10 protein-coding genes are annotated in these 11793 nt (G+C 68.5%); 2 read left to right on the top strand and 8 right to left on the bottom strand.

Going from position 1 to position 11793, the window contains the following annotated elements:
- Both OXS49_RS07135 and OXS49_RS07130 read right to left on the bottom strand, forming a co-directional pair.
- Positions 1 to 2079, bottom strand: a 2079-nt coding sequence (locus OXS49_RS07135; RefSeq protein ID WP_267422989.1) for an ABC transporter ATP-binding protein/permease, incomplete at its 3' end; no start/stop codon positions are given.
- A 148-nt stretch (positions 2080 to 2227) separates the two neighbouring features.
- Complete coding sequence (locus OXS49_RS07130; RefSeq protein ID WP_244006170.1) at positions 2228 to 2545, bottom strand: hypothetical protein; 318 nt, start codon at positions 2543 to 2545, stop codon at positions 2228 to 2230.
- Positions 2546 to 2834: 289 nt separating this feature from the next.
- On the opposite strand from OXS49_RS07130, the gene OXS49_RS07125 reads away from it, so the two are divergent.
- Together OXS49_RS07125 and OXS49_RS07120 are read left to right on the top strand one after the other, a co-directional pair.
- A complete protein-coding gene (locus tag OXS49_RS07125) occupies positions 2835 to 3467 on the top strand; it encodes a 2OG-Fe(II) oxygenase (RefSeq protein WP_244006168.1) in 633 nt (210 codons plus the stop codon).
- Positions 3468 to 3488: 21 nt separating this feature from the next.
- Positions 3489 to 4133 (top strand): peptidase inhibitor family I36 protein, encoded by a 645-nt coding sequence (locus OXS49_RS07120; RefSeq protein WP_244006166.1) that lies wholly within the window; start codon positions 3489 to 3491, stop codon positions 4131 to 4133.
- 223 nt (positions 4134 to 4356) lie between these two features.
- Here OXS49_RS07120 and lpxB read toward each other — a convergent pair whose 3' ends face one another.
- From lpxB to bamA, 6 genes are all read right to left on the bottom strand, one after another.
- On the bottom strand, positions 4357 to 5520 hold the full coding sequence (gene lpxB / locus OXS49_RS07115) for a lipid-A-disaccharide synthase (protein ID WP_267422988.1): 1164 nt from the start codon (positions 5518 to 5520) through the stop codon (positions 4357 to 4359).
- Complete coding sequence (gene lpxI, locus OXS49_RS07110) at positions 5517 to 6383, bottom strand: UDP-2,3-diacylglucosamine diphosphatase LpxI (RefSeq protein ID WP_243998866.1); 867 nt, start codon at positions 6381 to 6383, stop codon at positions 5517 to 5519. Before lpxI ends, lpxB begins: the two co-directional genes overlap by 4 nt.
- Before the next feature lie 12 nt (positions 6384 to 6395).
- Positions 6396 to 7214: an acyl-ACP--UDP-N-acetylglucosamine O-acyltransferase gene (lpxA, locus tag OXS49_RS07105; protein ID WP_267422986.1), complete on the bottom strand. Its 819-nt coding sequence runs from the start codon at positions 7212 to 7214 to the stop codon at positions 6396 to 6398.
- Entirely contained in the window at positions 7211 to 7687 is a 477-nt protein-coding gene (gene fabZ, locus OXS49_RS07100; RefSeq protein ID WP_243918053.1) for a 3-hydroxyacyl-ACP dehydratase FabZ, read from the bottom strand. Before fabZ ends, lpxA begins: the two co-directional genes overlap by 4 nt.
- Positions 7688 to 7843: 156 nt before the next feature.
- Complete coding sequence (lpxD, locus tag OXS49_RS07095) at positions 7844 to 8902, bottom strand: UDP-3-O-(3-hydroxymyristoyl)glucosamine N-acyltransferase (RefSeq protein ID WP_267422985.1); 1059 nt, start codon at positions 8900 to 8902, stop codon at positions 7844 to 7846.
- Positions 8903 to 8954: 52 nt separating this feature from the next.
- Entirely contained in the window at positions 8955 to 11525 is a 2571-nt protein-coding gene (gene bamA / locus OXS49_RS07090) for an outer membrane protein assembly factor BamA (protein ID WP_243998860.1), read from the bottom strand.
- Positions 11526 to 11793 lie beyond the last annotated feature (268 nt).

Raw genomic sequence — 11793 nt, 5'->3', positions numbered from 1 at the left:
CGGGGTGAACACCCCACCCTCCGGCTCCAGCGTGATGCGCCGGTCGTGGAAAGCCTCCAGCGTCGAGCGGTGGCCGATCGACACGATGGTCGTCCCGGGCAGCCGCTCGCGCAGCATCCGGTAGAGCGCCGCCTCCGAAGGCTCGTCGAGGGACGCGGTCGCCTCGTCCAGGAACAGCCATGCCGGCTTGGCAAGCAGCACACGGGCAATGGCGAGCCGCTGCTGCTCGCCCCCCGACAGGCGCCGCTCCCAGGTATCGACCTCGTCCAGGCGGTCGGCGAGCTGCGGCAGCTGGGCGGCGACCAGGGCCTCCTTGACGGCGTCATCGGAGAACTGATCGGTGGTGTTCGGGTAGACCACGGCGCCGCGCAGGGTGCCGAGTGGGATGTAGGGCCGCTGCGGCAGCAGCAGCGCCGACTGCCCGGCCGGCACGTCGACCCGGCCCTGACCGAACGGCCAGATCCCGGCAATCGCGCGGAACAGCGTCGACTTGCCCGAGCCGGAGGGCCCGGTGACCAGGGTCGCGCTCCCCCGCGGCAGCGTCAGAGCATCGGCGGTCACGATCGGGCGCCCGTCCGGCAGGGCGAGGACCAGCCCGCGCGCGGTCACGTCGCCGGTCGTGTCGTTGCCCTGGACGAGCCCGTAGCCGGCATTCTCCAGCGCCTCGGCCTTGGTCATGGCCCGGCGGAAGGAGCCGAGACGGTTGGTGTTGGCCTTGTAGGCAGCCAGCGTCGTGTAGGAATCCACGAAGAACGAGAGCGAGCTCTGCACCTGCCCGAAGGCCTGCGAGGTCTGCTGCAGGGCGCCCAGCGTGATCTTCTTGGCGAAGAACGAGGGTGCGGCCAGCACCATCGGGAAGATCACGCTCGCCTGCCGGTAACTGAACGTGAAGGCGATCAGCTTGATGCGGCGGAAGATGATGCCAACGTAATTGTCGATGACGCTGTGGAACAGCGTCGAGAGCCGCGAAGCCTCGGCGCGCTCGCCGCGCAGCAGCGCGATCTGCTCGGAATAAATCCGGTTGCGGGCCAGCGCGAAGCGGAAATTCGCCTCGACCTGCTCCTGCCGGAAATCGAGCCCGATGAGCGGCCGGCCGATCAAGTGAGTGAGCCACGTGCCCACCACCGCGTAGCCGATCACCAGCCAGACCAGGAAGCCCGGGATGACCGTGTCGGTGAAAGGCACCACGAAGTCGCGTGACAGGGTCCAGAGAATCACCATGAACGAGACGAGCTGCGCCGCCTGGCTCAGCAGCCGGATCGACAGCGTCGTGGTCTGCACGATGAAGCTGTTGACGTCCGCCTGGATCCGCTGATCCGGGTTGTCGGCCTCCTCGTCGGTGAACGGGATCCGGTAATGGGTGCCGTTGCCGAGCCAGCGCTCGTACAGGCTGTGGGTCAGCCACGTGCGCCAGCGGATCAGCAGCGAGGAATCCACGAACAGGTCGAACATGCCGATGGCGATGTTCAGGGTCGCGAGGGGTACGAACACCCAGAGCAGCTGGTACCAAAAGGCGTTCGCGTCGTACTCCTGGAGGGAGTTGTAGATGTCGCGGTAGAAGAAGTTGAACCGCAGCGTCAGCGCCACGTCGGCGAAGTTCACGAAGATCGAGAGCGCCACGAGGTTGCGGCCGATTCGGCCCTCGGTGGTCCCGAACCAGCGGAACAGGCCGATCTCCTTGGTCGGCTTGTCGCGGTTGGCGAAGTACGGGTCTGCGATGTTGGTGATCGCCTGGATCGGTTCGAGATAGGCAATTCCGAGCACGATGGCGGCGAACACCACCGCGCCGGTGGCGGCGAAGGCCGGCGGCAGGAGTGCGGCGATCACGGGCGGCAGCAAGCCCATCGCGGCGGCCGTCTTCGTGCCGGCGAGCAGCAGGTAGCCGACGCCGTAGACCGAGACGAAAACCTTCAGGTAGGCCGAGATGGTGTTGGACGCGATCAGGATGCCGGCCAGCGCGAAGCCCGCGAGCGAGACGTAGAGCGGCGGGCTCGGGATTCCCGGCAGGGCCAGCAGGATCAGCGCGGCGATGGCCGTGAGCACGGCCTGGATCCCGAGCCCGGTCCTGAGTGCTGCCACGCGTCTCTCCCGCCCCACCGCGCCTGAAAGAAGCGCAACCCGGCGGCCTTGACCCCGGTCGATGGCGAGATAGTGGCCTTTGCCGCACGCTGTCGCGTGAAATTATCGTCACGTTCGCGGGATGCGGCGATTTACGCCGATTGCGCGCCTACCAGTTCCACTCCTCGAAGCCAGGCTCGCGGCACCGATAGCCGATCGGGCATTGCGGGTTGTCGCGGGTGGGCGCGAAGCGCAACTCGGCGATCTCAGAGCCGCTGCACTGGGCGGGACCGCTGACGAAGCGCTCCGGTGCCGACCCGGCCGCGATCACGACATCCCGCTCGCCTTTGACCAGCGCCATCGCCTCGGCGCAGGTCATCCGGGCCGTCATCGAGCCGCGCGGCGCCCGGGTTTGCGCAAGCGCCTCCGCCCCGGTCGCGACCGCGACGAGGTGTGTACACAGCAGGGCGAGGGCCAGCGGCCTCATCAGACACGGGTCCAGCATGCGCCCAGGACGACTATCCGCGGGCATCAAACTTATCCTGCACGGGCACGCGGCCCGAGACTGTCACCGGAATGCGCCACCGGACGGCTTTCGCCGTCGGACCGCCGCAATCGGCAGATTATGAGATTTTCGGACCGCCGCGACGGGTTGCACCAGGACGGACGGGGCCCGACGGGGGCTGAACAGGCCGATGCCTCCGCCCGGACCTCCGGCACGTGCCATCCGCGCCCGGCGTGTCGGCCGATTCGCCCTGGACCCAAGGGATCCCTCGATGTCCGCCCTCTCGATCCTCGACATCTCGGCGGTGCGCGCTGCGCCCCTCTCCCGGGAGCCCTACGCCTATACGCTGGGCAACAACGTCCTGAATCCCGAGGCCATCGACGAGATCCGCCGTGACTTCCCCGATATCTCCAAGCCCGGCTATCTCACCGTCGACGAAGTCGCTCTCAAGGGGCGCTTCAAGGCGCTGATCGACGAACTGGAGAGCGACGAATTCTCGAAGATCCTCGGCGAGAAGTTCGGCATTGATCTCGTCTCCTGCCCGCGGCTCACCACCATCATGCGGAAGAGCCAGCCGAAATACGGTTCGATCCACACCGACGGACCGTCGAAGGTCTTGACGCTCCTCGTCTACATGAACGACGCCTGGGAGGCCCCGGCTGCCGGCCGCCTGCGGGTGCTTTACGACGGGAAGAACTACGAGCCCTTCGCGGTGGAGGTGCCGCCCACCATGGGGACGATGTTCGCGTTTCTGCGCGCCGACAATTCCTGGCATGGGCACGAGCCGTTCGAGGGCGAGCGGCGGGTCGTCCAGGTCGCGTGGCTCAAGGACGCGTCGGAGCTGGAGCGCAAGCGCAAGCGTAACCGCACGGCGCAGTTCCTGAAGGGGATTTTCGGTCGCTGAACCGACGACGGAGGGGGGACGATGGGAGCGGTGGTGCTGGCGGATCCGGGCGACGGAACCCGTTCCGGGCCCAGGCGTCGCTACGTCTTGCCGGCCCTGCTGATCGCCGGCTGGGTCGGGCTGTTCGCCTATAGTGCCGCCTACCTGACGGAAGACCTACCGTTCCGGCCCCAACGATCCGAGGCGCCATCCGCGGAGACAGCCGCCGGGCCGCGGGCCCTATCGAGCCGCCTCGCGAAGTTCGATCAGACGGAAGCCGGATCGCAGCGCGGCACCGGCGAGACGGCAGCAGCCCCGACGGCGGCTTCTGCGGTACGTCAGGCTGCCCGGCCGGTCCAGACAAGCCCCCTCCCCCGACCAGTGGCGACGGCGCCCGATTATGTCGGGCTCTGGGGCCCGAGCCCGGCGGCCTGCGGGCACCCTTCGCGGCGGCGGGGCTACATCCCGGCGACGATCACGCCGGATCAGGCGCGCGCCGGCCGTACCCTCTGCAGCTTCCACGAGATGCATCGATCCGGAGGCGCCTGGGTGACCGCGGCCGAATGCAGCGACCGCGGGCGGCACTGGTCGTCGCAGGTCCGGCTGACGGTGGACGAGGATCACCTGACATGGTCGAGCAGCCGCGGGACCGTGTCGTACACGCGCTGCAACCGGCGCAGCGGCTAGAGCGCTGTCCGCCGAAGTGGATACCGGTTCGGCGCAAGAGAGCGCATCAATACGAAGACTTAGAGCCGTGCTCGATTGCAACGCGATCGGGCACGGCTCTAGTGCATCGATCCAGACGGAGGCGTCAGCCGAGTCTGGAAAAATTGATGCAAAACTAAAGAACTAGTGCTCACTCGCATGAACGAAGTGAATGCGTCAGAGCACCAGCGATCACTGCCCACGCCTAATCCGGCAGCCGCTCCGCAGCCTGCAGGACGATCCGGGCGGCGGCGCGGCTCGGCGTATCCGCATCCGTGAGCCGCATCCGCGCGTCGATCTGCGCGAGGGCCGCGCATTGCGCCGCGCGGGCGGGTCCCCCCGCCAGCAGGGGCGCCAAGGTTTCGGCGAGGCGCTCGGGCGTGCACTCGGCCTGGACGAATTCCGGCATCGCGTTCTCGGCGAGGATCAGGTTCGGCAACACGATGCTGGGCACCTGGATGAGCCGACGGGCGATGACCTCCTCGGCCCGCGAGACCTTATAGGCCACCACCATGGGCACGCCCGCCAGCGCGAGCTCCAGCGTGACCGTACCCGAGGCCGCGAGCGCCGCGCGGGCGCCACGGAAGACGGCGTATCTCGGCCCCTCGCCGGTGACGATCCGGACCGGGACCGGCCAAGCCGCCGCGAGGCGCTCGATGAGGGCACGGTGGCGCGTCACCGCCGGCAGGACCGCCTCGACCGGAACGGTGCGGCTCACATGCTCCAGCGCCTGACCGAAGACCGGCATCAGCCGCTCGATCTCGGACCGGCGCGACCCCGGTAGGATCACGAGGCTATAGGGCGCTGTCTCACGGCGCTGGGTCTCGGCACCGGACGGGCGCAGCTCGGCCAAGCGCTCGATCAGCGGATGCCCGACATAGGTGCAGGGCGGGCCCCCGAGACGTCGATGCGCGTCGGGCTCGAAGGGCAGCAGCGCCAGGACGTGATCGATGAACGGGCGCATGCCCTTCGCGCGCCATGGGCGCCAGGCCCAGACGCTGGGCGAGACGTAGTCGATGATCGGAATGCCGGGGGCGGCCTTGCGCACCCGCTTCGCGACCGCATGGGTGAAGCCGGGGCTATCGATGATGACCAGCACATCCGGCCGGGCGTGCCTTGCGGCTTCGGCGGTCTCGCGGATGCGCCGCAGCAGCGTGCGGGCACGGGCGAGCACCGGCAGGTAGCCCATCACCGCAACGTCATCGAGGGGGAACAGGGACGCGAACCCCGCCTCCGCCATCGCCTCGCCGCCGACGCCGCCGAACGCCACGTCCGGTGCAGACTCGCGCAGCGCCCGCATCAGCTTGGCGCCGAGCTGGTCACCGGAATCCTCGCCGGCCACGAGCCAGACGCTGCGGGGTCGGGTCATCGCGACGCGGTTCCATAGCCCACGACGAACAGGCCGAGGCGGTCGGCCTCCGCGGCGGTGGCGGCGCGGTCGATTACCAGGGTGCCGCCGGCCTCGAGGGCGAGGCCGACGCAGCCTGCACGGGCGGCGTTGCGCACCGTGCGCGGGCCGATCGCCGGCAGATCGATGCGCCAATCCTGTCCGACCTTGGGCGCCTTGACCAAGACGGTCGCGGGGAGCGCCCGTCCCCAGCCGAACGGCCGGCGACCCAGGGCACGCGCCCGGGCGAGCATCCGGTCGGTCCCCTCCGGTCCCTCGACGGCGAGCGCCCGATCGCCGGCGACAACCACGGCCTGCCCGAGGTCGAAGGGCGAGAGCGCCGCCAGCACGCCACGCCCTGCGGCGATCGAACCGGCAGCCATCGCATCCGGCTGCCGCCGTCCGATCGGCCCCTCCGGGCAGAGGAGATCCGGCGCGGCCTCATGGACGCCGAGGATGCGGTGCCCCTCCTCCTCGACCAGCGCGAGCGCGGCGCGCAGGAGGCGGTCGTCGCCCCCGCCCGCCATGGCCCGCAGTGTCTCGCGGTTGCGCAGGGCCGCGCCGGCATTCAGGATCGCGGCCGGGCTCGGACGCGACACGCCCCCGGCCGGCACCACGATGGCCGGCCCCCAGCGGCGCAGCAGCTTCAGGGTGGCGGCGAGGTCGAGGAGGTCGACCGTGGCATCGGCGCTGGCGCGCAGAGTCTGTCCCGTGAAGCCGCGCAGGGCGATCACCCGGAACGGCCGCCGCGCCCGGCGCAGGGAGTCGGCGACGAGCTCCGGCAGTCGCCCGGCCCCGGCGATCAGCACGAGGGCCCCGTCAGGGACAGGATCGGCCTTCGCCATGGCGGGGCTCGATCAGGCGGCGCCGATCGGGGTCGGGACTTCGCGCGGCGTGCAGATCGAGCGCTTGCCGCCGACGCGGATGAAGTCGAGGATCTCGCGGACCGCGTCGTGGGACTCGAAGGTCGCGGCCACGTCCTCGACCCGTTCCATCAACGTCCCCTCGGGGGCGAAGAGCAGCCGATAGGCCCGCCGCAGAGCGTGGATGTCCTCCCGGGCGAAGCCGCGGCGCTGCAGGCCGATGATGTTGAGGCCGGACAGGTAGGCCCGGTTGCCCAGAACCATCCCGTAGGGAATGCAGTCGTTCTCCAGCCCCGAGAGGCCGCCCACGAAGGCATGTGCCCCGACCCGGGCGAACTGGATCACGGCGGCACCGCCCCCGAGGATTGCGTAATCGCCCACCACGCAATGGCCGGCCAGCATGACGTTGTTGGAGAAGATCACGTGCGACCCCACCCGGCAATCGTGGCCGACATGGGAATTCGCCAGGAAGGTGCAGTGATCGCCGACCACTGTCTCCAGCCCGCCGCCGCTGGTACCGGGATTCATGGTGACACCCTCGCGGATCAGGCAATCGGCGCCGATCGTGAGGGTGGAGGGCTCGCCGCGATACTTCAGATCCTGCGGCGGATGTCCGATCGACGCGAAGGGGAAGATCCGGGTGCGGGCGCCGATCGAGGTGCGGCCCGCCAGGACGACGTGGCTGACCAGCTCGCAATCCGCTCCCAGGACGACCTCCGACCCGACATGGCAGAACGGGCCGATCCGCGCCCCGTCGCCGATCCGGGCGCCGGGCTCGATCACCGCGCTCGCGTGGATGACGGGCGCGCTCACTCCATCACCAGCATGGCGCTGATCTCGGCCTCGGCGACCAGCGTGCCGTCGACCCGGGCCTCGCCGCGGAACCACCACATGGTCCGGCGCTGGTTCAACTTCTTCATATGGAAACGCACCTGATCGCCGGGCGTGACGGGCTTGCGGAACTTGCACTTGTCGATGGTCATGAAGAACACCTGCTTGGTGCTTCGCCCATCCGCCCTGATGTGGCGGCAGCAGATCGCCCCGGCCGTCTGGGCCATGCCCTCGATCAGGAGCACGCCCGGGAAGACCGGCATGCCTGGGAAGTGACCCATGAATTGCGGCTCGTTGGCCGTGACGTTCTTGATGCCGATGCAGGATTCGTCGCGATCGATCTCGACGATCCGGTCCACCAGGAGGAACGGGTAACGGTGCGGCAGCAACTCCAGCAGCGTCTGTATATCGGCTGTGCCCAGCTCGCCGCCGGTCTCGCGCGCCGCCTCACTCATCGGATTCCGCACCTCGACGTGCCGCCCGCGGCGGCCTGACATCCCGCCGCCGATGGCGGAGGAAGCGCCCTCTTCGGCAGAAATCGCCGGACATGCAAGACCTTCCGGCGGAGCGGATCGTTCCGGAGCCGGGGTCGGTCGGACGAGCGGCCCGCCTCAGGCCCCGTCGTCCGCCTGGGCCTTGCCCGAGCGCTCGGCCAGGCGGGCCAGTGTCGTGAGTTCGCGGAACCAGGCCCGCACCGGCTTGGCCGGCGTGCCGCCCCAGCGGCTGCCCGGCGGCACGTCACGGTTGACGTTCGAAGAGCCGGCGATCTGCGCGCCGCGTCCGATGCGCAGATGCCCCACGACGCCGACCTGCCCGCCGAGGACGACGTAATCCTCCAGCGTGGTCGAGCCCGAGATACCGACGCCCGACACGATCACGCAGTGGCGCCCGATCACCACGTTGTGGGCGATCTGCACGAGGTTATCGATCTTGGTCCCCTCCCCGATCACCGTGTCACGCGAGGCGCCCCGGTCGACCGTGGTGTTGGCACCGATCTCCACGTCGTCCTGGACGATCACGCGGCCGATCTGCGGCACCTTGAGATGGGTGACGCCCATGGCGAAGCCGAACCCGTCCTGGCCGAGCCGTACGCCCGGGTGGAGGATCACGCGGTTTCCCAGGAGGGCATGGCTCAGCGTTGTGCCGGCGCCGATGGCGCAGTCGCGCCCGATGCGCACGCCGGGACCGATCACCGCGTTCGGGCCGATCACCGTACCGCTGCCGACTTCCGCGCCGGGGCCGATCACGGCGCCCGGATCGACCGTGACTCCCTCTTCGAGATGGGCTTCAAGATGGATATGGGCCCCAGGGGCGACGCCACGGGCGCCGAACTGCGAGCCGGGGCGCAGGGCATCCGGATGCAGCCGTCCGAGCAGCGTGGCGTAGGCGCGATAGGGGTCCCGGCTGACGAGGGCGACCGTGCCGGACGGGCACCGGGCCGCGAAGCGCGGCGAGACGAGGCAAGCCCCAGCCCGGGTGGCCGCGAAGGCGTCGCCGTAGCGGGCATTGTCCATGTAGGCGAGGTGCGAGGGCCCGGCGCTTTCGAGGGGCGCGGCCCCGGCAAGCCGGAGGTCCGGATCGGCGCCCTCGGGCAGGCTGGTGCCAGCGACCGTCGCGATCTCCGCGAGGGTCAGGTCTGCCGCAGCGGCGAAGAAAATGGGATCTGACATGCTGGACAACGCGCCGGTCGGGGTAATCCGACCGGCGCGCCTGGAATTTTGATCAGAAGCGCGAGCCGCCGGAGAAGCGGAAGGCCTGGGTCTGATCCTTGCCGACATGGCCGTACTTGCCGAGGATCGGCACGTAGACCGGGATGCCTTCATCCTTGGTCAGCGCGTAGGCGTAGTCGAAGCGGATCGGGCCGAGCGGCGAGTTCCACAGGATGGAGGCACCGACCGAGGAGCGGATCGTCGCGCTGTCGCGGACGTTCACGCATTCCGGTTCGACGCCGATCTTGTAGGCGTTGAAGTTGCAGCGCCCGGTCGCCGGATCCGTGCCGTTGATGAAGCTGTCGCCGTTCACGTCGAAGGCGCGCTTGCTGCTGTAGCCGAACAGCGTACCGGCATCGGCGAAGAGCGCACCCTTCAGGCCCAGGTCGCGCGGCACGCCGGGCAGCGGGAACTGAACTTCGAGGGTACCGCCGATATAGGTCGAGCCACCGATCGCGTTCGAGCGGGCGTCGGCGATACCGACGTCGCGCGGGCCGATGCCGTTCGGAGCGAAGCCGCGGACCAGCGACGGGCCGAGGAAGAACTCGTCGGTCACCCGCAGCGGGTCGTTGTTGAGGGAGCTGATATGGCCGCCCTGGAAGCGGACGAAGCCGATCACGTCCTCGTAGAGCTCCTTGTAGTAGCGTGCATCGGCGGTGACCCGGAAGAACTTCGAGTCTCCGCCCAGGCCCGCCACGTCGGGCTTCAGCTCGGCGTAGAGGCCGTTGTGGGGTGCGCCGATCACGTCCAGCGTCGAGTAGGCGAGCGTCAGGCCGGCCAGCGAGGTCAGCGTGTTGCCCTGCGAGCCCTTGATGGCGATCGAGGCTTCGCCGTCATAGGCGCAGTTCGGATAGACCGCCTGACCACCGATGTTGCGACCCGTATTCGGGTCGATCGTGCCCGCCCCGTAGGTGGCGGTGTAGCCCGGGATCGGCACCGAGCAGTCGTTGTACGGCCGCTTGAGGGTGTTCGGCACCTTCAGCTCGGTGTTGTACAGCGAGTATCGCAGCGTGATGCCGAACTCCTCGGTGATCGGAAGGCCGAGGCGCAGCTGGCCGCCATACACCGTGGTCTCGTAGCGCGAGTACCGGGTCAGGTCGGAGTATTTGTAGAAGGCGTCGAAGCCGGCGGCGAGCCGGTAGCCGAGGAAGTACGGCTCGGTGAACGAGAAATCGACGCCGCGCGAGTACTGGCCGCCGGTGCCGGCGAGGCGGACATACTGGCCGCGGCCGAGGAAGTTCGACTCGGAGACCGAAACCTCGCCGATGATGCCGTCCTGGGTGGAGTAGCCGCCCGCCACCGAGAACGAACCCGTGGGCTGATCCTCGACATCGATGTTGATCACCACGCGGTCGGGCGCGGAGCCCGGCTCGTTCGAGAAACGGACTTTCTTGAAGAAGCCCAGGCCGTTCAGGCGCCGCTCGGCGCGATCGGTGAGCACGCGGTTGTAGGCGTCGCCCTCGGCGATATCGAGCTCGCGGCGGATGACGTAGTCGCGGGTGCGGGTGTTGCCGCGGATGTTGATGCGCTCGACGTAGACGTGCGGGCCATCCTCGACCACGAAGCCCAGGGAGACCTGATGGCTGCCGGGATCGCGCTGACCGGTCGGGCGGACCTGCGCGAACGGGTAGCCCGCGCGGTTCACCTCACGCGTGACGTTGTTCAGCGTCTTCTCGACGTCGTCGGCGTTGTAGACATCGCCCACCGTCGTCGCGACACCGGTGTTGAGCTGAGCCGTGTCGAGGCCGGGCAGGCGGGAATCCACCTGCACCGCGCCGACTTTGTACTGCTCGCCCTCGTTCACCGTGACGGTGATGACGTAGCCCGAAGTCTCGCCCTCGACGTAGCGCGCGTCGGCGCTGACCACCTGGAAGTCGGCATAGCCGTTCTTCAGGTAGTAGCGGCGAACCTGATCCAAGTCGTTGGTGATGCGGTCGGGATCGTAGACGTCGGAGGTCTTGATGAACGACAGAAAGTTCATCTCCGAGGAGCTCATCAGCCCCTTGAGCGTCCGCTCCGAATAGGCGTTGTTGCCCACGAAGTTGATCGAGACGATGCCGGTCTTATCGCCCTCGTCGATCTGGTAGATCACGTCGACGCGGCCGTTCGGCAGGTCGACGGTGCGGTAGGTCACCTTGGCGGTTCCCCGACCGAAGCGCTTGTAGACGTCACGGATGCGGGCAAGGTCGGCGTTGATGATCGCCTCGGTGTAGGGCCCGCGGGCCTTCGCCTCGACCACCCCTTCCAGGGTCGCCTTCTCGATCTTCTTGTTGCCCTCGAACACCACCCGGTTGATCAGGTTGTTTTCGCGGACGGTCACCACCGTGCGGCCGCCCGACTGGGCGACCTTCACGTCCGAGAACATGCCGCTTGCGAGCAGGTTACGGCGGGCTTCCTCGGCGGAGCCTGACGCCGTTCCGGTCACGTAGGACCGGACCGTGTCGGCATCGACGCGCTGGTTGCCCTGGACGACGATCTGCTGCGCCTGAGCGGCCCCGGTCAGGACGACGCTCAGACCCGCAGTGACTAGGACGATGGTTCTCCGCACCGACTTACGTCGGGGCTTCCCCGTCAACGACATCATGCAATCGCCCGTTTCTGTTCTGGTCGCGGGGGTTAGCCCGTCTTAGGCGACCGTTGATCGGTCGTCCCGTCACCTGGTCCAAGCGTGGCTTCGGTCCAAGCGTAGCTCTTAGCGGGATTCCACTGCCAAGCAAACGCGCGGGAGGCCATCGTCAGGGGATTTTGGGGGGTCGTGGCCTTCGCGCCACTTAACGGTGCAGCCGCGCTTCGGGCAAACCGGCGATCATGGTGAATGACGCGTAAACGCTTGAGGGAACGTGTTTTTCCCG

The sequence above is a fragment of the Methylobacterium sp. GC_Met_2 genome (genome assembly GCF_026540795.1).
Taxonomy (GTDB): domain Bacteria; phylum Pseudomonadota; class Alphaproteobacteria; order Rhizobiales; family Beijerinckiaceae; genus Methylobacterium.
Note: the sequence above shows the minus strand (reverse complement) of the source record. Positions and strands in the feature narration are given on the sequence as shown.